A 23,337-nucleotide genomic window follows, 5' to 3' on the forward strand; every position below is an offset into this window, starting at 1 on the left:
AGGTTAAAACAAGGTTTAAAAATTAATAATTTTTAATTTTCTGGTGAGAATTTATATCCAAATCCTCTAACCGTAAGTATAAATTTTGGTTTTGCAGGATTCATCTCTAATTTTTTCCGGATATTACTAATATGAACTTTGACGGTTTTATAATCCCCAAATTTGTCTTCTCCCCAAATTTGATCATACAGCTGCTCAATGGAGAAAACGTGATTGGGATGCTGGATTAGGAAAAAAAGTAGCTGAATCTCTTTCGCATACAAATGGACGCGATCCCCATCCCTGAGAACCGTATAATTACCCATATTCACCTCAAGCTCTCCAAATTTCACCAAGGACACGTTTTCGCTTGGTTGTTTGAAAGCAATTTCTTTTCTTCTTAAATGCGCTTTGACGCGAGCAAGCACTTCACCGGGGTCAAAAGGCTTGATAATATAGTCATCAGCACCTGCCTCTAAACCGAGAATACGATCCTCATATTCGCTTCGGGAACTCAAAAATAAAATGGGAACTTCCTCATTAACGTTTCGAATTTGCCTGCAGACTTCCAATCCATCCATTTCCGGCAAAAGGATATCCAAAAGAATAAGGTCGGGTGAATGGGCATGGAAACGTTCGATTGCTTTTTTACCATCTTCAGCCATGATTACAAAATAATCCTTTTCCAAATATAATTGGATTAAATGACAAATATCTGCATCATCTTCTACAATCAAGATTGTTTCATCTTTCAATTCCTTTCACCTCTTTGGTAACGACTGGATACAAAGGAAGAGTGATATGGAATGTACTTCCTTTGCCTACTTTGCTTTCTACCCATAAGTAACCCTGATGGTATTCCATAATCTGTTTGGAAATCGATAGTCCTAGACCTGTATTGTTACTTTTTTCTTTGTTCGATTTATCCCCCTGGTAAAAGCGATCGAATATGAGTGGAAGTTCCTCTGGAAGCATTCCTTTTCCGGTATCACGGACACTTATCAGTAAATAAGAATGGCTTGGTGTGTGCTCAGAAGATTTTCCAACTTCATCGTGTTGTATTGGAATGAAATTTGTCTTTTTTAACGTTATTTCGATTAATCCAGATTTTCCTATAAATCGAATCGCATTAAAGATAAGATTCTGTAGAACCTGATCGATTCTGTCGATATCAATCGTCACCAATTCCATGCGTTCAGAACCCTTTAGTTCATCCTGTATCTTAAATGTGATTTCATGGGCTATTACATCTATTTCATACTTTTGAAGCAGAATCGCTGGCAAATCACCAGCAGCTTGCTGTCTCCATCGAAAGCTAATCTGTCCTGATTCCAGCCTCGATAGTTCATACAAATCCTGAATTAGCCGATCGATAAATAAAACTTTCTGATACACAATCTGTAGATAGCTATGATCATTGGAATCGACGACCCCATCCATCATCGCTTTCACATACCCTTTGACTGAAGTCATTGGTGTGCCAAGTTCATGCGAAATATTGGACATCAGCTGCTTTCTTGCACCTTCCGTTCTTCTGAGCTGTTCGGTACTTATTTCTAGTTCCTCTGTTCGCTTCTTTACTTTTGCTTCAAGTGAACGATTTAAATGGGAAAGTTCCTTATTAACGGAAACAACTTCCTCCATCACCTGTTTTAAGGATAGAAGCGTCTTTACACGTGATAACAGTTCATCCTTGGAACATGGTTTGGCTAGATAATCATTTGCTCCCATTTCAAAGGCGGTTACAATATCCTCTGTTTGTGAACGAGCCGTTAACATTAAAATAGGAAGTTCGGTTAATGAATACTGCTCTCTTAATTTTTTTGCAACTTCAAATCCGGAGTGTTTTGGTAGCATGACATCAAGAATCACCAAATCGAATGAAGTATTTTCAGCTAGAAGATCGAGTGCATGTTCTCCATCATAGGCAATAACGACTTGGTATCCGGCTGTTGACAAATGGTTGAGCAGGACTTGAATATTCACTACTTCATCATCAGCAATCAAAATTCGTTGCTGTTGAATTTCAGTTGCGGATAGCGCTGCCAATTCATCTTGGATTGCTATTGGTTGCTGCAAATTGGAAGTCGAATTCGAAACCACACGCTTTAAAAGTTGCTTCACTCCCTGGTATATGGGAATAGAAAAAGATACCTTCGTTCCTTTTCCAAGGGTGGATTGGATCATGATATCTCCGCCATGCAATTCAATTAGCTGTTTCGTAATGCTGAGTCCCAAACCAGTTCCAGTGGAAGATCTGTCTTTAAGGTTTGATCCTCGTTCAAAGTTCGCAAAGATCATTTCCAGGTCTTGTTCGGAAATACCAATGCCTGTATCTTGAATAGATATGATTATTTCCTTTTCCTTCATCACGGCGAATAGAGTAATCTCTCCCGAATCGGTATACTTGATTGCATTACCTAATAAATTGTATAAAATCTGCTGCAGGCGATTTTCATCAGCGGCAACAGGAGGGAGGCTGGCTGGTATCAGATTCCGTATAGCCACTGGTTTCGCTGACCTGATAGTGGAAGAGACGGTACAGGTCACTTCAGCTAATTCCCTCAAAGAAACGGGTTCAATTTCCAGTTCCAGTTCATGATGGTTTAGTTTCGATACATCAAGCAAATCATTGATCAGATGGGTGAGCCGTTTCCCACTCGTGATGATCAGAGAAAGATTTTGGTTAATCCGCGCATCGACACCGGGACCATCCCGTAATGATTCAGCGATACCAATCATGCCATGTAATGGTGTTCGTAGTTCATGGGAAGTATTTGCGAGAAATTCATCCTTTATCTTATTGGCCTGTTGTAAATGTTTGACCGCAAGTTCCTGACTCTGTCGTGCATGCTGTTCCGCAGCTTCCTTTTCCTGGCTCAGCCGATTAATTTGTTCACCCAATGCAAGGGAGAACAGAATGATTTCGATACCTGATCCAAGTTGAGAAGCATATTTCGTGAGGAAGGTTACAGGAATTAGCCCCATATCGGCCAAGGAACTACAGGTGACGCCGATGAGAAAAATAACCCATCCGAAAAAGAAATATTTGGCAGGAACATAGCCATTTTTCCAACATAGAATTGCCGCAGTAATAACAATCAACACCAAACCAATGGTCGAACCCATGATTAAATTTAATGCTAACTCGTAACTAACCGAAAGAATTGCAATCAGGATCGGTTGTATGAGAATAAAAATGTTAATGAGTTTATGCAGTTTGGGTGTATTCGTTTTAAGTTGAAGAAATGATTTCGTAAACAGCATGGCACTGATATTCGCGCTGGCCATAAAGAACAGGATGGCCCGATTGTTCCACCACGTCAGCTCCGGCCATAGGTATTGGAAAGCAAGTCCATTCAAAGTGAAATGACATAGCATGAGCGATAGGATGAAGAGGACATACCACAGATAACTTGTAAAACGAATGGACATAAATAAAAATAAGTTATAAAAAACCATAATCAGGCCAAATCCAAAATAGATTCCAAGAAGAATATATTCCATTAGACTCTTCTTATGAAACTCATCTTCTGACCAAATCGTCATCGGTAATTGCATGGAGCCAGCCGTATCGACTTGGAGATAATATGTCACCATCTCGCCTTGAGGAATGGTGAGCTTATAGACAAAATTACGGTGGTGAATGTCTCTTGTTAAAAATGGCAAATGATCTCCCGTCTCCCTCAAGGAGAATCCTTTGTCCCTTGTTGGAGTATAAAGTCCAACCCAGTCATGGGGAGGGTAAGCCATATCGAGCAACCAATCCTCTTCTTGTGAATCATTGAAAAGGGTAATGCGTGCCCAAAATGTCGATTCCGTATAGCCATAGCTTGGAACATCACCTGGATAATGGAAAAAGTGATCATCCAGCTTTCCGCTCGCTATATCATCTATATCCCATTGCTCTTCCTTATCCTCCAGCAGTTCAACTACTGAACCGAGCGGGTAGCTTTCTTTTCCTTCCTCTAACAATACTTCCGCAAATCCTTCTCTAGTGTTGTATGTAATGATGAAAAGCATGCAGCATACAACCGTTATCATGATTGGAACTTGACGCATTCGCTATCACCTTGATTCCATTTTATAAGACTATTATACTAGATTTATAACTGTAAATATAGTATTTTCCAACTTTTGTGACAATATAATCTAGGTGAAGTAGTATATTGAGCTGCATTGTCACTGCAGAAAAGGAGACGAGGCAAAAAACCAAGAGAAAAGTAACTCACCAAGCCGATGAGTGACCATAGGAGGCAAAAGAACGAGGAAAAGCTACTTCATATAGTGGAATCTTGATGGTCCTAACAGATGCAAGAGTTTAGTCCAATTCCAAAAGCAGCAACACAATTTTGGGAAATGGTTAAATAACTCATCCTTAACAAATGATGTATTGATCAGTACAAAGCAGCCATTTCTTTATTGTGTTAACGCAGAAAATTATTAAATAAGGATATTTAAATACTTAAAATAATATGAGAGGTGTTTTCTTGACACGCTTAAAGGACTGGAGAGACCCCGCGCTGTTACTATCTTCTATTGGAATATCGAGTATCGGAGACTTTATTTATTTAGTTGCGATTAATATTATTGTATATCAACTAACAGGGTCAGCAGCTGCTGTCGCAGGACTTTGGATCGTTGGTCCATTAACTAATATTGTTACAAAGTTCTGGACTGGTAGTTTCATTGATTATCGAAGCAAGAGAAAAGTAATGATTGTAACCTACATAATTAGAGCAGTGTTTATCTGCTTCATCCCATTTGCACCAAACATGGCAGTTATTTATGGGATTTTGGTTGTCCTAAGTGTGGCAAAAGCATTTTTTAATCCATCCTCCATGACATATATTGCTATTCTTGTTCCAAAAGAAAAAAGGAAGCGATTTAACTCTATTCGATCTTTTGCAAGTTCCGGGGCATTTATTATTGGACCAGCAATAGGGGGTTCGCTTATTTTATTAACCTCTGTAGAAACAACATTATGGTTAACAACAATATTCTTTCTTGTTTCAGCAGTTTTATTATTTTTTCTACCAGAAAAAGAGAATATTAATAAAGAAACCATTCCAACATTGACTTTTTCCCAAGTGATTCGAGATTTTACAGTTGTTCAGAGATTCATGTCTCATAATAAATATGTATCATTTATTTACCTTGGTTTTATTATGATAATGATTTTTTCCTTTGCTATGGATGCACAAGAAGTTGTTTTTACACAACAAGTCATAGGGCTTTCTGAGATGGAGTATAGTTTATTGATTAGTACAACTGGAATTGGTTCTGTTATAGGTGCCATGTTACTTACACTTTTTTCAAATTTCTTCTCGCTTCGATATATGATTGTTATTGGTCTTGTCATGATGACGATCGGTTATGTAATCTATGCATTTTCATGGTCATTTTTATCCATTGTAGTTGGATTTGTCATCTTAGGTTTCTTTAATGTGTTCTTAAATGCTGGAATTATGACTTTCTACCAAAACAATGTTCCAATAGAAATAATGGGAAGAGTAACGAGTATTTATCAGTTGATACAAAGTGCTGTTCAAGTAGTATTTATTCTAGGAATTGGGTTTGCAGCAGATATAATTTCATTACGGCTTACAATTATCACATTGGCACTTATCATGCTTGTCTCATCTATCATCTTTTCATTTTCAGTATTGAAGTCAAATAAAATAATTTTTTACAGGGAAGACTAATTATCTTACTAAACAACATGCCAAAAATTAAGGTGCGAACTCTTTTCTCTGAGTTATTTTCAGAGAAGTTAGTTCTATGCAAAGCGATAGTAAATCAAAATGAAGGTAGCCAAGACAAATAAGAAATTAAGGAATACAAAAATCATTTGATCGATTCTAGATTTGTGCATCTTAATTGGAGGGTAATAAAAAGAGACACCTTCAATAATAAAAATAAGTAAGATAATGTGGATCATCGCATGACCAATAATCTCAGTAATTCCAAAGAGCATGGATGTGAGTATAAATAATATCGTGACCAGTGCTGCTAAAAGTCGGTTCAGTATGCCTACAACAAGTAAATAACCAACAACAAATTCAATAAAAGCAGCCATCACTATAAAAATGGACGGTTCAAATCCAAATGTAGGAACAGCGTGACGTTCAATAATATCGAGCGTCATAGCCGGATACACCCATTTTTCAACAGCAACCCAACAAAGTGAAAGCCCCGTGCCCAGATATAAGAAAGGAAATCCCCATTTTTCCCATTGCGACTTCCCTACTAATAATACGAAGAAAATAGCCAAATAAAATCCATAATCAAGCATATGGAACCATCCTGCATCGGACCAAACCATTATAAACAAACTCAAGAGGACAATAGAAGCTAATTTTGTCGCATAGTGGTGGGGGATCAGTAATAAAACAATTGCAACCCAAAATGCAACTTGTGGCAATGGTCCTGTTATACTAAATTCAGGTGCAAACATAGTTCCTGATAAAGCTTGAATGGTTAATGCGAGAGCTGTTCCGTATTTTAACAAATGTCTTGAGTATATACGCAAACCTGCTAGTTTTTCTTCAATCTTTTTCGCTATCTCTAAATTCATCAACCTAGGAAGAAGTTGAGGTATTGCAGCTAAAACAATAGCAACTAATAGAGCAAATGTCATGAAAAAAGGCGATAAAATATTTACAATACTTTCCTTTGAAGCTGCTTCTTCTGTAAACCATTTAACGTGAGCATTTGAAATGAGTGGCGCAAACATAGTACACAATAAAACAGTGATAAATAACAAGCTTCTATTCACAAGAACACCTCCTTTTATTACACTTGATTAATAATTAGTTTTTGTTAATTATTTAATTGCTATTCAAGTATCTTTAGTTTTTGATTTAAGATAAACGACCAAACGAGGCAAAAAACAAGAGAAAGCTTCTTCATAAGGTAGATTTTAATTGTCATATAAAAAGAACTGAAATATTCGGATGAAAATAGCTAATTTAACTATTAAGCTTTAGAATAACAACAAAAATGACGTATGCATTGGCATACGTCATTTGGTCTGTCATTTAAGTTATATACACCTCAATACGGAGGAGCCTTTAATAGTGGTGATAGAATTAAAGAACAGGACTTCTAATCAGTAAACACTTTGGGCGGTGCCACTGGAGGTGCCAAGGTGTATTCTGTTTGCTTAATTCTTTAATCAAATTCACTCCTCAGGAACCTATTCACTTTCTCAATATCAAATTCCCGATTACTTTGTCCTTTACCCCATTCCAGCATATGCTGATGATCGGGGTGAGTTGGGTCTGCCAGAATGTTTAGATACATTTCATAGCCGTGGATGCCACCTACATCTTCAGGTGGTGTGTTTCCTTCTCCTTCCATACATATCGGATAATTTTTGTCGTAATCATTAATAATTGATTCGACTTCTATACGATGAACCCAATCATCACCAAAGTCATAAACGTAATTCATATGTTTATATGTTGGAAGGTAACTGGACAGTTTGATTCCTGCTTCAAGCTTTACCGGGATATTATTTTTATAATGTAAAGTTTCTTCATCTCTAACAATGTTTAGAATGAGTTTTTTATCTTCAAGATCAAAGGGAGGGTAGTTGAGGGACCTTCCCTTGTTTTGTGCATCAATAGTTTGGTCACCATAAATATAGAATTCATGTAAATGATAATCTTCCCAGTCAAAAGCAATTTGTAAGGCTTTATGTAACTGATAAAAAGTGAAGTTAAGAGGAACCACCAGTTTGCGCAATACATGGCTGCGATCTAAATTTAATTTCACGTTAAGTCTTACAGCTTTTGTTTGTATTGCCGTTTGACCTGCGAAATCTCCAAGAGTGTTATATAGTTCTCGGTTAGGGTTGATATAATTATTTTTGCCATTTGTAATTAAATAGCGGCTTGCTTGCTTGTTAAACTTTATTTGTTCAACATGATCATCATCCAATAAGTCATCCCAAATATAGATTGTTTCACAAGATTTATTCATTCTGGCTACGGATGTCTTATCTTTTGTTTTAGCAAAGGTAAAATCTGGGGCGTGTTGAATATATTGTTCGACGATTTCTTCCTTAATCCCCTCTGCCAGGAAAGTTTTTCGCATGCTTTCTAAAATAAGGTCATCAAGTTTCTTTACATGCTTTGCGACTATTCCATATAAAACAATGACGTAGCGATTTTTGTCATTTACCAATACAATCGCTTTTCTACGGTTAATGGTCATTAAATTGGCGTGCCATGAGAAAAGAGGATCTTCTTCCTGTTGGGTCACAGGATTTATTTTTAAATAATCCAGTAGTTTTTTCGTACCTTGGATATGCATAGGAATAACTCCTTCTATTAATTATGAACTACGCTTTAGTCCGTATAACAGCATTATATCATTTTGCTCTGTCGTTTAATAGAAGTCGGCTTGAGTTGATTGGGTTGTATCGTTCCCAATTAGTAAAGGAAATTATTCCAATAAAAAATGTGGTAGTTCTCCATGTTTTCGTCCTCGAACTGTAGAATCATCAAAGATCCATACCGAAAATAATAATCTTATAAACCTTTCAACTTCTCTTTTGCTTCTGTATCACCTTGAAGTGCAGCTTGTTGGTACCAGTACTTTGCTTTTTTTATATTCATCGGGGTGCCTGTTCCGGATTCGTAGCAAAAACCGAGGTTAAATTTGCCGAGGGCGTCTTGCCGGTCTGCTGCCATCTGGAACCAGTATAATGCGTCCTCGCCGTTGTCCTGTTCAAATGCTTCCTGACCGAGGTGATTGGCTGCATAGTCATCACCGGCAAGGGCGGACCTGATAAACCAATGCTTTGCTTTTTCCAAATTCATTGCTACACCGATTCCATTCTTATACAGATAGCCAACGGTATACATGGATTCAGCAACACCACGTTGCGCGGCAATGGAAAATAACTTAAATGCACGTTGAACGTCCTTTTCCACATACTCCCCACGGAAATACATATCTGCATAATTGTTCATTGCGTCAGGATGGCCTTTTAATGCGGCTTTCTTATAGCATGTAAATGCCTTTTTAAAATTCTTATCGACAATAATTCCGTCAAAATAGTAATTGCCTACCCAGTAGATGGCATCGGGATTACCTGCATTCGCAGCTGCTTCGTACCAACCAAAAGCCCAATTATCTCGGTTGATTGTTTTATAGAATTTACCTAGTGCAAGCTGGGCATCCGAATCACCTTGCATTGCTTGTTGATACCATGTAATTGCTTCCTTCAGTTCAGCTTCTTCCATGAGTATACTAGCAAAGTCATGAGCTGGAGTGAGAACTTCCTGTAAGATGTAATGCAGATCACGTAGTAATATTTCTTGATACGTCTCATCATATACGGATAAAGCACGTACTTGTGCGTATAGAATACTGATATCGTCTGAAAAATCGATTGCTACCGCCTGGAAATCTTCCAGAATTTCAGTGATCGTTTCAAGTTTTTCAATACCTTGTTTCACCGTGACCATAGGCAGTAGCTCTGCAGCTTTTTGAAAGCCATGTTGGTTAAGATCCTTTGGCAACTGTTGTATATCCATGAAGTAACGCTTCCTTCCGTCCCGTCCATTCCTCTCGTTATCATACTATTTTTATAGCAACAGTTCACCTAACTTGCATCTAGATGCTCTAAATCTTGAACGTTCTAGCAACGATGGAAAAAGAAAAACGGCCTAAGCGGTGGGGGAGATTATCAAAAATACTTGGAGAAAGGAAAACGTTGAAATCAAATAATAAAAGGCTGCCCAGAATTTCTCCAGACAGCCCATTTCCTTAACTGAAATCCGTTACAACAAAAGTACCTGTTGTTTTAAAATTAGTCATATCTTCAAAAATTCCTTCAACCTCAGAAAGCTTGATATTTCGTGTTACCATTTTACCTGGCTCCAGTTTGCCTGTAGCAACCTGATCCAATAAGGAAGGGAAGCGGAATGCTGGGATTCCAAGTGTAGTCACAAATGATTTTTCGTTCATTAACATATCATCAACAGGGATGGAAATAAATCCGCCTTCTTTTTTCGTAGTAACCCCAATTTGCAGGTGTCTACCACCTTTACCAAGACTGTTAATTCCATTTACACATGTTTCTGTAATTCCAAGTGCATCGATCGAAACATCAGCACCGCCAAGTGTCAATTCCTTAACTGCTTCCACAGGGTTGGTGTTTTTACTATTAATCGTGTAATCCGCACCAAGCTTCTTAGCAAGCTCAAGGTTCGCTTCATTAATATCTACACCAATAACAGTCGCCCCCATCGATGAAGCAATATGAATCGCAGAGAGTCCGATGCCGCCGCAACCGTAAACGACTACTTTTTCACCAGGTAATACATTCACGCGATCAACTACGCCATGATAGGCAGTCATAAAGCGACATCCGAGTGCTGCTGCATCTGAGAAACTAAGGCTATCCGGCATATGCATCACATTACGATCACCTAATGGCACTGCAACATATTCTCCGTATCCACCCTGATAAGCGGTACCTGGTACGAAAAAGGAATCACAGAGGTTTGTATTGCCCGCAATACAATGTGGGCAAGTTCCATCACTTCCAGAGAAAGGAACGATAACACGATCCCCACGTTTAAAGTTCTTCACCTCAGGACCTACTTCCTCCACAATACCACAGAACTCATGGCCGATAATTGGCTGAACAATACCATGGTCACCTATCCATACATGCCAGTCACTTCTACATACGCCATTTGCCATGGTTTTAACTAGAATCCCGTCTTTTTCAATTTCCGGATCTGGAACATTCTTTACAACTGCTTTTTGAACATCTTCTATTACTAAAGCCCTCATCAATTTATCCCCCTTATGCATTTAAAAATAAGTAAATACTCACGCAAAAAGATAACGCTTTCAAATATTAATGTTATAATATTTGTAGAAGTGTGTATATTCCTATTTTTGTATAGTCCATCTACCCTAAAAGGAGGAGTTAATGTGGTTCAAATGTCTACCTTATCTGATCAATTACAAATAATCGAAAATACAGCATCCCATGAGAAACAACTCGTCGCTTACCTGGAAATGTATACGGAACTCTTTCCGGTACAAAATGCATACCTATTACGTTATTCTCCACTGGGATTTTTAGGAGAAGGAATTATATCCTTGGAACAAGATGAAATTAAATATATCCATGAATTACGATATGATATTCGCACGCTACCAACTATTATGGAAGCGATTGATGAGAAGAAAGCTAAATTCTTTCGGGATCGGGAGCTTTTTGAAAAGACGAGTAGTAATTTCGTCATTGAATCCGCAATAACTTCTTTTCTTGTCACCCCGATTTGCTGCAGGTCTATCGTAGTTGGATTTATTTATAGCAGTTTATTTGATGCAGGTGCTGAATTCAATGAAGAAGAACTCAATGCCATCACGGATTTCAGTAATAAGATCGGTCAAATTATTCAAGGTTCAACACATAAAGAGAGGAAGAAACTACTTAGTAAACGTGAGTTTGAGGTGATGAAAAGAGTTGCGAAGGGCGAGTTAACAAAAGAAATCGCCTCATCCCTCGATATCAGTGAACTGACTGTTAAGCAATATGTAAAAATGGCAATCAAAAAGCTCGACGCAACAAACCGGGTTCATGCGATTGCAGAGATGTTCAGGCGGGGGATGCTAGCCTAGGGGCATGTTTCCGATACCGCTAAATGGGCTATCGGTTAACTTTTTTTCACAGTTTAATGTCAATCGTATAAAAAAAGGCGTTAATCCAGAAGGGGATTTACGCCTTTTTTGAGCATAATGTTAAAATTCATGTTACAGTTAGATACATTAATTAAAAAGTGAGTAGGCGAATAACATGATTGAGATAAAAACATCTTCACTAAGTGATGGAGAATTCAATAGAGGGGTATTTGCTACATGTGATATTAAAAAAGGAGAAATTTTACATGAAGCACCTGTAATTTCTTATCCAAACGACCAGCATCCACATATTGAAAAAACGCTACTAGCTGATTACGCTTTTGAATATGGGATCAACCATACTGCTATCCTCCTTGGTTATGGAATGTTGTTTAACCATTCCTATGAGCCTAATGCAACATACGAGATTAGTTTTGAAAATCACACTTTTATCTTTTATGCACATACAAATATAAAAGCAGGAGAAGAGATTCTAATTAATTATAATGGTGATGTTGATAACAATGATCCACTGTGGTTTAACGAGGACTAAAAGGAATAGAAAATAGGAAAAGGTATATACAGGAAACCGACTCATGATGGATGAGTCGGTTTTTTGTATATTCATTAGAAAGAATGCTCTCTATATAGTAGTGAAACTATCCAATCATACATTATTGTTTTTGAAAGGTTAACTGTTCCTCGCGTATTTCTTTAGCAGCCACAATCATTGCTTTTAATGCCCCAATTGTTTCAGCTTCACTTCTTGTTTTTAAACCACAATCAGGATTGATCCAAAATTGTTCTTTAGATATGGTTTGTAATGCTCGGTTGATATTTTGTTTGATTTCTTCTTTATCTGGAACGCGTGGACTGTGAATGTCATACACACCAAGTCCGATTTCTTTTGCATACGTATTCTCTTCAAAAGTAGAAACGATCTCTCCATGACTTCGGGAAGTTTCGATAGAGATAACATCCGCATCCAATCCATCAATCGCATCATAGATGTTTTTAAAATCAGAATAACACATATGCGTATGAATTTGCGTACCATCCGTAACAGATGATGTTGCTAATCGGAATGCGTATACGGCAGCATCTAAATAATCCTTCCATTTATTTTCGTCCAATGGGAGGCCCTCTCGTAAGGCAGGCTCATCTACTTGAATAATTTGGATACCATTTTCTTCAAGAACTTCCACTTCTTTTCTCAGTGCTAGAGCAATCTGATTTTGTACCGTATACCTGGAAACATCATCATGGGCAAAAGACCAGTTTAGGATCGTGACTGGACCTGTTAGCATTCCTTTTACAGGTTTGTCTGTTAAGCTTTGAGCAAAAACACTTTCCTTTACTGTCATTGGCTGATCCAATGATACATCCCCGAAAATTAACGGTGGTTTTACGCAGCGTGAACCATAGGACTGGACCCAGCCATATTCGGTAACACCAAACCCATTTAGTTTTTCACCAAAATATTCAACCATATCTGTTCGCTCGAATTCACCATGTACAAGGACATCAAGACCAAGTTCCTCTTGGATCTTTATCCACTTTTCAATATTATCTTTAACAAACTGTTCGTATTGGTTGTTTGTAATTTCACCTTTACGCCATTTCGTTCTTGTTTTTCTTACTTCCGTTGTTTGTGGTAAGCTACCAATCGTAGTTGTAGGAAGTAGTGGCAAATTTAATTCATGATGCTGCTTTTTGATACGTTCACTAAAAGGTAGAGAACGTGTTGCATCAGAAGCATCTAATTTAGTTATCGCATCTTGTACTTGTTTATTATTTCGATTCGTTGAATTGGAAAAACGATCTAGTGCATCTTTATTCGCTTTTCGTTGAGTTTTAATAGAGTCTTTCCCGGAATAAAGGCCCTTCGTAAGTAAGACAATTTCCTCTAGTTTCTCATCTGCAAAAGCTAACCCATCTTTCACATCTGAATCCAGCTTTACTTCAGACTTTATAGTTACTGGAACATGTAATAGGGAAGAAGACGGCTGTATAATTAATTGGTTACTCTTACTATATTGTTGAATCGTTTCTAATTGGGCTATTTTATCTTCTAAGTTAGCTCGCCATACATTTCGTCCATTGATAATCCCAGCTGCAAGCACCTTATCTTCAGGGAAGCCATAAAGTTTAATTAATTCCAATGAATCTCCAAAAACAAAGTCAAGTCCAATTGCATGTACAGGGAATTCTACGATCTCTTTGTAATGAATAATATGTTCAAAATAGGTTTGTAAAATAAGTTTCAGATTCGGTGCAGCTTGCTTAAATTGTTCATATACTTGCTTTGCTTCTTGGATGACTTCTTTGGATACATTCGTTCCAAAAATTGGCTCGTCGATTTGTACCCATGACGCTCCTGCTTCTTCAAGTTCTTTTAATATTTGGATATATAAAGGGATAAATTCCTGTAACCGTGTTGAAAAGTCTTTCTCCTCATATCCCTTTGATAATTTTAAGTATGTAATGGGACCTAAAATAACTGGCTTGCCATCAATACCTAGTTTTTCTTTTGCTTCCTTATAAAATGCAAGTGGGCGATTTTCGGTTAATGTTGGCTTCTGATTTTCAAGTTCGGGAACAATATAGTGATAGTTCGTATTAAACCATTTCGTCATTTCAGATGCGACTGCATCTTTTGTTCCACGTGCAATTGCAAAATAGGTTTCTAGGTCAACTTTCCCACCTTTATAATTAAAACGATCTGGGATAATTCCGAACATAGCAGATGTATCGAGGACATGATCATATAGGGAAAAATCGCCAACTGGTATTAAATCAACTCCAAGATCTTTTTGCTTTTTCAAGTTTGCTAGTCTGATTGCATCCGTTTGTTCTACTAATTCTTTCTCGGAAATTTGCTTGTTCCAGTACCTTTCCAAAGAACGTTTCCATTCTCTCTTTTCACCAATTCGTGGATAACCTAAATTTGAACTAATTACGTTTGCCATTTTATTTCCTCCTCATGTTTGTTTTACTTGATTTAGATAATCATTATTTACAGACGATGTCCGGTAGTGGACAACACCTCCTCAACAGGATTTAGTTGTACTTTTTCTTGTATATATTCAACAAGTTGAATGATCATCTCATAACGCATGAATGGGGTGATTAAATAAATACCGTTGAAATTGTCCAGTGCTGTATCAATTAATGTTTTTGCAATTGCAATCCCTTTTTCAATCGATAATTGTTTATCCGAAGCAACTAAACGCATTTCTTCTCTTACATTGTCGGTTAACTTGATGCCTGGTACTTCATTATGAAGAAATTCTGCATTTCTCGTTGACGTAAGTGGCATAATTCCTACATAGATAGGTGTATCAATATGCTTCGTTGCTTCTCTTAATTGAATAATTCTTTCTGGACTATACATTGGTTGTGTAAGGAAATAATCAGCACCACAGGCGATTTTCTTCTCCATTCGTTCTACCGCTTTGTCAAGTCGGGCAACATTCGGATTAAAGGCAGCACCGACTTGAAAGGAGGTTTGCTGTCTTAACGACTTTCCGGAAAAAGAAATTCCATTATTGAATTGCTTGATTAATTTAATCAAATCAAATGATGTAACATCAAAAACGGAAGTTGCACCTGGAAAGTCGCCAATTTTCGTCGGATCTCCAGTAATTGCTAGAATTTCATGGATACCTAATGTATGCAGTCCCATTAGATGCGATTGTAAACCAATCAAATTTCGATCTCGGCAAGTTAAATGTACAAGTGTTCGGATCCCGACCTCTTGTTTAATTTTTTCAGCGATTGCGATATTACTTATTCTTGGTGTTGCTAGTGAATTATCTGCCAATGTAATCGCGTCGACTCCGGTTTTCTTTAATGCTTTCACAGATTCCATATATTCTTCTGTCTCCAGGTGTTTCGGAGCATCGAGTTCAACAATAATGGAATGTCTCTTTTTCACAATATCGAGTAAAGGGGTTTTGGGTTGATTTTGATTTCCTTTAACTTCAATTGGCGAGGGCTTTTTTACTATTTTCTTTTCTGTTAATGGTTTTAAATCGTGAATTCCTTTTGCTAATGCTTTTATATGTTCAGGTGTAGTGCCACAACATCCACCGAGTAATCGAACCCCTTCATTGCGGAAATCCTGTGCACAACGAATGAAATAGTCTGGTTCATTTTCATAGATTAGTTTTCCTTCATGGTAAGCTGGTAAACTAGCATTCGGATATGCTGCTAGAAATGACTTTTCTGGTAAGGGAACATCCTTAAACGAGTTCAGCATATGGAAGGGACCCAAATGGCAATTGATCCCAACCACATCGGCACCAGTGTCTTCCAACCGTTGTAGTGCGTTGGGTAAGTGGATGCCATTTTCAAGAATACCTGGCTCATGCATGGATACATTGGCGATGATTGGTATGTTTGTTTCTTCTCGTGCAATTTCTAACACTGTTGTTAATTCATCCAAGTTGTAATAGGTTTCTAACATTAGACCATCCACATTTTCTAAAAGTAAACAATACAACTGCTCTCTGAAACTTCTTTTCACTTCTTCATTTGTCGCCTGTGACGCTTGTGTTCCATGTATACCACCTATCGTACCAAGAACAAATACATCTTTATTATTCGCGGCATTCTTCGCTATTTTTACTGCTTGTGTATTTATTTTTTTTACTTGATCTTCTAATCCATATCGAGCAAGTTTGATATAGTTTGCACCATACGTATTTGTTTGGATTAAGTCTGATCCAGCATCAATGTAGGATTGATGAATATGTGTGATTTGTTCTTCATGTGTTAGGTTTAACTCTTCAAAGCAACGATCAACACCATAGGAATAAAGTAAGGTTCCCATCGCACCATCACCGATTAGAATCCTTCTTTCTAGTTCAGCTAATAAATCCATCCATATCATCCTTTCGATTCATTTATTATTAAAAATCCACTATTTATCAAAAGCTATAGGACCTCCAGATAAAGTTATGGCAATTCATCCTCCTTTTTTGTTAGTCATTGCTGAGTAAATCCTTATCGGTTAAAAACTAAAAAGATTTAAAATAAAAAGTGAATAACGAAAATTCTATATTTAAAATTGTATATCAAGCGTAACATTGAAGAATCGATATAGCATAATACTTAAAATCTTTCTCCAACTATAGTTTTAAACTATATCCAGTAGGAATTCCTGTTGTTTGTTCCTTTTTTCTAATTCCGTTTCATAATCAATGAACAAGTGTTCAATAACTTTCCCAACTTAGGAATAGGAATGAAATTAAAAGTCAGAGTTGCAGTGGTTACTAGAGCAACTTTAGGGATGGGGCAAGCGATTTCTGAGCGTGAAGGCGCAAAAGTAGTGATTGCTGACTTTAATGTAAGTCGAAGTCTCACAGTAGAGCTTTATAGATTGAGAACACAAGACCAGTAACATCGCTTGCAGGTCTTGTTATATATCTAACGTATGGATCGGAGGTAAGAAACATGGAAACCTGATTATTATTCATAACAGAAGTGTGCTTACCGATTGTTGTAACATTTTTTCTGTTGCATCGGATTGAGGAGGCGTTTGATGTGTTGATTGAATCCATCTATTTCTTGCCTGAGAAGATGAAATGAAACTAAAGAAACTTTGGTATCTGCTGGAGTTTCTTTTCTGTTAGATGGGAGAGCCTAATGGACATCGCGGATATTGAATCGCTTACTGTGCAAATCGTTCATATTTGCTCGGGTTTAGGATTTGTCAAAATTAGGAAGCAATAATGTTATATATCCACAATCATATAATTGGATGAATCCATCTCCTGATTTAGGAGAGTCTTTTCTAGAGATTTCTAACAATTAATAATGAAACCGGTTTTATAATAATCTTCCAATAATCTTATAGTTAATTGGAATTAGTAATGCAGTTATACTTTATAGTAATTAGAAGAATGCAGTCAGTTCACATGATTTACTTAAAATTAGTAAAATTATTCCTTTGATACAAGGCATTATTACAGTATAGCTACAAAACTAATCGAGAGTAAAAGTTAACGGAAGTCATACAGTGCATTAATACTAGCTTAATAAAACCGGTTTAATATATTAGACGTGGAGGAGGAAATGCATGGCGAAAATGGAAGATGTTGCAAAGGTTGCTGGAGTTTCTAAAAGTACAGTTTCAAACGTATTTAGTGAGAAACGGCCCATTAGCAAGGAGGTGAAAGAGCGGGTACTAAGAATTGCAAATGAATTAAATTATAAACCTAATTATTGGGCAAGAAGCTTAGCTGTAAAAGAAACGAGAATTATTGGCTTGAATATGCAGGCTGAAAAAGTGAAATTCAGTCAGTTTCATCTATCTTTGCTTAACGGTGTATTGAATGAGTGCTATAAACAAGGTTATCGATTACTAGTCAACACATTGTCTGACGACTACAAAAATAAGGTTGAGTTTCAGACATCCGATCCTGTTGATGGAGAAATTTTATTAGACCCTGAGGTAGAAGATCCGAGAATTGTAGGACGAATGAAACAAAATATACCACTTGTTGTTATTGGAAAGCCTCCTCAAACTTATGAAGATAAATTGTCATATGTTGATAACAATAATGTAAGTGCGGCAGAAGGTATAGGAAAACATTTAATTTCGTTGGGTCATAAAGATATCTTGTTTTTAAATGCACCATCATTTCGAACTGTAAGTATGGATCGTGAGCTAGGATTTAAGATTTCCTTAAAAGAAGCAGGAATTGAACTAGATTCTGACCAAGTAGTATACAAGGATAAAAAATCAAGCTCAGTCGAATTTGGTTATGAAAAAGCAAAGGAAATATTAATACAAAATAATAAGATTACTGCAATAATTACTGATAATGACAAGATGGCACTTGGTGTTTATCGTGCTGCTGAAGAAGAGGGATATTCTATTCCAAATGATTTAGCTGTTATTTCCTTTAGTGATGATTCTGTATATGCGACAGAATTTTCACCGCCATTATCATGTGTTCACTTAAATGGGGAGCAGCTTGGTTCAGAATCTGCAAAGCTATTAATCGACCAACTACATACAAATAAACCTCTTGTAAAGCGGATTATTGTACCTACACATTTTGAGAAACGAGGCTCATGTTCGAATAGTTGATGTTATCACTTATATTCTAAGGAGGATTAATATGCATTTTAAAAATAAATATATAGTTACTTTTATCTTAGTATTTTCACTGTTTATTTTAGGAGCTTGCAATAGTTCAACTGAAGAGGATGCTGAAGCAAATGCTTCTGATAATAAAGAGACAACAGAAGAGGGCGGAACAATTAAAATCCTAAGCAATGTCGTTGGTGGTAAGGATGCTGATGAACAAGAGCTTTTTGTAAAAGAGCTTGAAGAAAAATTGGGTATGAAAGTTGATATGGAGAAGCCTCCTTCTGATTATGATCAAAAGCTCTTAACATCTATTTCTTCTGGTGAAAAATATGACATTATCTATTTAACAAAAGATCTAATGGATATTCTAGTAGATCAAGGTGCTTTAATGCAATTAAATGATCAAATTGATTCCTCTGAGACTTTATCAGATGAAGCTGTTATTCCACAATCTGAATGGGAACAAATAACATACGATGATGGTGCAATTTACGGAGTATTTAATAAATCTGAAGGTGGAACCATGCCAATTGTTCGCCAGGATTGGCTGGATAAATTAGGTCTTGACCAACCAACAACATTGGATGAATTTTATGACGTATTAAAAGCCATTACAGAGGAAGATCCTGATGGAAATGGCAAAACTGATACGTATGGATTATCTACAGCTGGCTTATATGATATTCAACCATTTATGAGTGCTGCTGGGGTGAAATATAAATATGTAGTAGACGAAGAGGGAAACCGGACTATTCCATATGCAACAGAAGATGCCATCCCAGTATATGAATGGCTCAACAAGCTTCATGAAGAAGGAATATTAGATCCGAACTTTGCTACAAATGACACAGGAAAAATGAGAGAAATGTTTTTGACTGACCGTGTTGGTATGGTTACATACTGGGATGCGTGGGTAGGATTGTTCAATAACATTCGTCAAGAAGAAGATCCAAATACAGAATTCCAAGCAAAAGGGATTACCGGTGCAGAGGGGCCGAATGGTTTCATGCTCCGTCGTGGGGACCCTAGTTTGTTTGCTATTCCTGTGAATGCAGAAAATCCTGAAGGTGCATTGAAATTCCTCGAATTTTGGCATTCTGAAGAAGGAAACATTTTAGGAACACTTGGTATCGAAGGACATGACTTTACCGTGGATAACGGAAATTATGAATTAACTGAAACTGGTAAGGAGCACGGAATGGATCACGGGGTTGTTATTCCGAATAATTCGAATTTCGAAAACCCTATCGGTCTATTGCCAGGTGTGGAAGAGGCTCGCGAAGTAGTTATGACTAATAATTCAACACTTGAGAATTCCACAGCAGATTGGCCAGATGCCGAGAAAATTGTTACAAACTATGCATTCAAAGCCATAATGGGTGATTTGTCAGTTGAGGAAGCTGTTTCATCGATGAATGAAGAATTAAAAGCAGCAAACCTTATAGATTAATTCAAAAGGGGGCATATAAGCCCCCACTAATCTTTACACGCATGATTAATAAATTTAGTCCTATAAACACAAAGAGGTGTTTAGTATTGGTTTATAAAATAAAAAAACATTACAGTCTCTATTTAATGATCTTACCTATTTTTACCTATTTTTTTATCTTTAACTATTACCCAGTTATCAAAGGATTCATTATAAGTTTACAAGATTTTAAATTAATTGGAGATCGTCCCTTTATTGGGATTCAAAATTACATAACTGTATTGAATGATCCTGTTTTTTGGCGAGTTGTTCAAAATACCCTCTTAATAGGGGGAGGAATTCTATTATTGGGTTTTATTGCTCCATTAGTCGTAGCGCTATCGTTAAATGAAGTTTTTCAACCACTTTTCAAAAAGATAACCCAAATGGTAATTTATCTTCCGCATTTATTTTCTTGGGTTGTCGTTGGAGGAATCTGGATATACATATTGTCACCTGATGCAGGGTTGGTGAATGGAGTATTGCAATGGATAGGTGTTGGTCCAATTCACTTTTTTGCACAAGAAGCGTATGCCAAGCCTATTATGATTTTATCGGCAATCTGGAAGGATATGGGTTATACCTGCATTATATATCTGGCAGCAATTGTGGGGATAAGCCCAACTATATATGAAGCTGCTAGAATCGATGGGGCGAATCGATGGAAGCAGATGATTTATATCACTATTCCACAATTAGTTCCAACGATGAAAGTAGTACTGCTACTAAATATAATGGGGATTCTTAGGATATTTGATCAGGTGTTTGTAATGAGAAATCCTGCGATTTCTAGAGAAGTAGATGTCATTATGATGTATGTCTATGAAAAAGGGATATTGGAATTTGAAATGGGGGTAGCTACAGCAGCTGCGTTTCTTGTAGTTTTAGCAACTCTTATTCTAGTATCTTTAGTAAGAAAAGGTATCCGATTCGATATGGAGTGATTTGATGAAAAAACAAAAACGTGAAACTGTAAAATCAAAGGGTGCTAATATACTTAATAAAACTTTCCTTATATTACTGGTTCTAACGATGATAATTCCATTATGGTATACATTTGTAACGTCCATTTCTTCGAATATTTCATCCATGCAACCGGGTGTTAGATTGTGGCCAACAGAATTCAGTTTGGAAGGATATGTAACTATTTGGTCAAAAATGGAACTATGGCGCCCATTTTTAAATAATGTCATTGTAACGGTAATCGGGACAATATTCCATGTGCTTTTCGCTGCTATGGCTGGGTATGTATTAATTCAGAAGGAATTACCAGGGAAGAAAATAATCGTATCCATGATTATCTTGACGATGGTTATTCCAGAAGAAGCTATAATGATCCCTTTATATATTGTAAATAGGGATTTAGGTTTATTAAATACACTAACTTCTTTAATTATTGCAGGCTTAGTTTCTGGATTTAGTATTTTACTTATGCGTAATTTCTTCCTTTCAATTCCTAGTGACTTAGCAAAATCAGCAAGAATGGATGGGGCAGGAGACTTTTGGATCTTTCGAAAAATCTATCTGCCACTTGCTAAACCAGGTCTCGCTACAGTGTTATTGTTTGAATTTGTTAGTCGCTGGAATCAGTTTACACAGCCGTTACTATACATAAGTGATAGCGATAAATATACACTGCAAATCGCTTTACAGTCATTAGTAATTTCAACAGATGCCACCTCCAGCAGTGATTTCTTCACACCAAATGTTCGGATGGCAGGAATTATGATTGCTTTAATACCTTTAGTAATTATTTATCCTTTCGTACAAAAATATTTCGTTAAAGGGATCATGCTGGGTTCTACTAAAGAGTAAATAAAGAAAGGTGATATCGAATGGTTCAAACTACAACATTAGAACAAAGAAAAATACGACGTGTCATAAAAAAGGAGAACCAATTACAGTATATTGAGGTCCCGTTTGAATTATCAGAGAGTATTGTCAACATCCGTGTTAAGTATGCTGTAGTAAATGAAACAAATGAAGAATGTGTTGTTGACTTAGGAATAAGGGATCCATACCGGGTGAGAGGCTGGAGCGGTGGAGCTAGAAAAGAAATAGAAATTGGTTTAAAATCCTCCACTCCCGGATACCTTTCCGGGAACCTGGCAAAAGGGAACTGGGCAGTTATTTTAGGAGCTTACAAAATTCCGGAAAATGGTAGCGAAGTTGAAGTAGAAATTCAAATTGAAAAAAGTACAAATAATGAAGAAACCTGGTTAAAAGGCGATTTGCACATGCATAGTGTACACAGTGATGGTTCCTTTACATTGGAAGAAATAACTACAATCGCCTCGGAAAAGCAACTGGATTTCATAGCCTTAACAGATCATAACACGGTCAGTCAAAACTTCGATCTTCCACAGCATGAAGATCTCACCATTATACCGGGGATAGAATTAACGACATACAAGGGGCATTGCAACTTTTTCGGTATAAACGATCCGATTAAGGATTTTCGCGCAGTTAATCAGGAAGAGATTCATGGTAAAGTCGAGGAAGCTAGAAGTAGTGGGGCTAAAATAGCGATCAATCACCCACATGATCCGGGATGTCCATGGGAGTGGAGTTGGGATGTGAATTGCGATTTTGTTGAGGTATGGAATGGTCCTTGGCGTCCAGGTAATCAACGAACTCTTAATTGGTGGCAAGAACAGCTTGTCCATGGCAAAGAAATAATTGTGATAGGTGGAAGTGACACACATAGGCCAGATCCTTATGTGCAGCACGGCATGCCAACCACTTGGGTTAAGACTACCAACAAATCACAAGACGGGATTTTTGCTGGAATGGAGAAAGGTCATGTGTTTCTGAGCTATAGTCCGGAGGGACCAACCTTGGAATTGACTTGTGGAGGCAAACAAATGGGAGATACAGTCACAGATACTTCTCAACCAGTAGTAGTAGAAGTTAACAGACTACAGGAAGGTGACTTTATAAAGATAATCTCTGATAAAGGGATAGAACAAACATACATCGTTCCAAAATCAGAAGTAACTTTTCGTGAGCAATTGAAAATCGGTAATCAGAAATTTTATCGAGTAGAGGTGTGGAAATACTTGCAGGAGGTTGACCAGACACTAATGGCAGCAATGTGTAACCCTCTTTACATAAACAATGAGGGATTGTAAGT

At 37.1% G+C, this 23,337-nt stretch carries 17 protein-coding genes; 9 read left to right on the forward strand and 8 right to left on the reverse strand.

The genetic code is table 11. The features are described from left to right. Positions 1 to 32: 32 nt before the first annotated feature. Complete coding sequence (locus tag ACHABU_RS15765) at positions 33 to 734, reverse strand: response regulator transcription factor (protein ID WP_435765894.1); 702 nt, start codon at positions 732 to 734, stop codon at positions 33 to 35. Next, positions 724 to 4,041: an ATP-binding protein gene (locus tag ACHABU_RS15770; RefSeq protein ID WP_435765895.1), complete on the reverse strand. Its 3,318-nt coding sequence runs from the start codon at positions 4,039 to 4,041 to the stop codon at positions 724 to 726. The genes ACHABU_RS15765 and ACHABU_RS15770 overlap by 11 nt, the downstream gene beginning before the upstream one ends. 428 nt (positions 4,042 to 4,469) lie before the next feature. On the opposite strand from ACHABU_RS15770, the gene ACHABU_RS15775 reads away from it, so the two are divergent. Further along, positions 4,470 to 5,684 carry an MFS transporter gene (locus ACHABU_RS15775; RefSeq protein ID WP_435765896.1) on the forward strand — a complete coding sequence of 405 codons (1,215 nt, stop codon included), beginning with the start codon at positions 4,470 to 4,472 and terminating at the stop codon, positions 5,682 to 5,684. A gap of 74 nt (positions 5,685 to 5,758) precedes the next feature. Here ACHABU_RS15775 and ACHABU_RS15780 read toward each other — a convergent pair whose 3' ends face one another. From ACHABU_RS15780 to ACHABU_RS15795, 4 genes are all read right to left on the reverse strand, one after another. Next, positions 5,759 to 6,757 (reverse strand): hypothetical protein, encoded by a 999-nt coding sequence (locus tag ACHABU_RS15780; protein WP_435765897.1) that lies wholly within the window; start codon positions 6,755 to 6,757, stop codon positions 5,759 to 5,761. Between the two features lie 395 nt (positions 6,758 to 7,152). Beyond that, positions 7,153 to 8,298, reverse strand: coding sequence for a plasmid pRiA4b ORF-3 family protein (locus ACHABU_RS15785; RefSeq protein ID WP_435765898.1), 1,146 nt, complete (start codon positions 8,296 to 8,298; stop codon positions 7,153 to 7,155). A 218-nt stretch (positions 8,299 to 8,516) separates the two neighbouring features. Beyond that, entirely contained in the window at positions 8,517 to 9,527 is a 1,011-nt protein-coding gene (locus ACHABU_RS15790) for a tetratricopeptide repeat protein (protein ID WP_435765899.1), read from the reverse strand. 232 nt (positions 9,528 to 9,759) lie between these two features. Next, positions 9,760 to 10,794, reverse strand: coding sequence for a zinc-binding dehydrogenase (locus tag ACHABU_RS15795; RefSeq protein WP_435765900.1), 1,035 nt, complete (start codon positions 10,792 to 10,794; stop codon positions 9,760 to 9,762). 153 nt (positions 10,795 to 10,947) lie between these two features. On the opposite strand from ACHABU_RS15795, the gene ACHABU_RS15800 reads away from it, so the two are divergent. Next, positions 10,948 to 11,634, forward strand: a complete 687-nt coding sequence (locus ACHABU_RS15800) for a response regulator transcription factor (protein ID WP_435765941.1) — start codon at positions 10,948 to 10,950, stop codon at positions 11,632 to 11,634. Positions 11,635 to 11,809: 175 nt separating this feature from the next. Then, positions 11,810 to 12,187 (forward strand): SET domain-containing protein, encoded by a 378-nt coding sequence (locus ACHABU_RS15805; RefSeq protein ID WP_435765901.1) that lies wholly within the window; start codon positions 11,810 to 11,812, stop codon positions 12,185 to 12,187. A 121-nt stretch (positions 12,188 to 12,308) separates the two neighbouring features. Here ACHABU_RS15805 and metE read toward each other — a convergent pair whose 3' ends face one another. Together metE and ACHABU_RS15815 are read right to left on the reverse strand one after the other, a co-directional pair. Continuing rightward, positions 12,309 to 14,603, reverse strand: a complete 2,295-nt coding sequence (gene metE / locus ACHABU_RS15810; RefSeq protein WP_435765902.1) for a 5-methyltetrahydropteroyltriglutamate--homocysteine S-methyltransferase — start codon at positions 14,601 to 14,603, stop codon at positions 12,309 to 12,311. Positions 14,604 to 14,650: 47 nt separating this feature from the next. Next, positions 14,651 to 16,519 (reverse strand): bifunctional homocysteine S-methyltransferase/methylenetetrahydrofolate reductase, encoded by a 1,869-nt coding sequence (locus ACHABU_RS15815; protein ID WP_435765903.1) that lies wholly within the window; start codon positions 16,517 to 16,519, stop codon positions 14,651 to 14,653. A 602-nt stretch (positions 16,520 to 17,121) separates the two neighbouring features. On the opposite strand from ACHABU_RS15815, the gene ACHABU_RS15820 reads away from it, so the two are divergent. From ACHABU_RS15820 to ACHABU_RS15845, 6 genes are all read left to right on the forward strand, one after another. Continuing rightward, a complete protein-coding gene (locus ACHABU_RS15820; protein WP_435765904.1) occupies positions 17,122 to 17,226 on the forward strand; it encodes a YvrJ family protein in 105 nt (34 codons plus the stop codon). Between the two features lie 490 nt (positions 17,227 to 17,716). Continuing rightward, a complete protein-coding gene (locus ACHABU_RS15825) occupies positions 17,717 to 18,733 on the forward strand; it encodes a LacI family DNA-binding transcriptional regulator (RefSeq protein ID WP_435765905.1) in 1,017 nt (338 codons plus the stop codon). A 31-nt stretch (positions 18,734 to 18,764) separates the two neighbouring features. Next, positions 18,765 to 20,186: an extracellular solute-binding protein gene (locus tag ACHABU_RS15830; protein ID WP_435765906.1), complete on the forward strand. Its 1,422-nt coding sequence runs from the start codon at positions 18,765 to 18,767 to the stop codon at positions 20,184 to 20,186. A 326-nt stretch (positions 20,187 to 20,512) separates the two neighbouring features. Then, positions 20,513 to 21,148, forward strand: coding sequence for an ABC transporter permease subunit (locus ACHABU_RS15835; protein WP_435765907.1), 636 nt, complete (start codon positions 20,513 to 20,515; stop codon positions 21,146 to 21,148). A gap of 4 nt (positions 21,149 to 21,152) precedes the next feature. After that, positions 21,153 to 22,019: a carbohydrate ABC transporter permease gene (locus ACHABU_RS15840; protein ID WP_435765908.1), complete on the forward strand. Its 867-nt coding sequence runs from the start codon at positions 21,153 to 21,155 to the stop codon at positions 22,017 to 22,019. A gap of 20 nt (positions 22,020 to 22,039) precedes the next feature. Further along, positions 22,040 to 23,335 (forward strand): CehA/McbA family metallohydrolase, encoded by a 1,296-nt coding sequence (locus ACHABU_RS15845; RefSeq protein WP_435765909.1) that lies wholly within the window; start codon positions 22,040 to 22,042, stop codon positions 23,333 to 23,335. The last annotated feature ends 2 nt before the right edge of the window (positions 23,336 to 23,337 follow it).

Origin of the sequence: Oceanobacillus sp. CF4.6 (assembly GCF_051262635.1) — a bacterium.
Classification (GTDB): domain Bacteria; phylum Bacillota; class Bacilli; order Bacillales; family Amphibacillaceae; genus Oceanobacillus.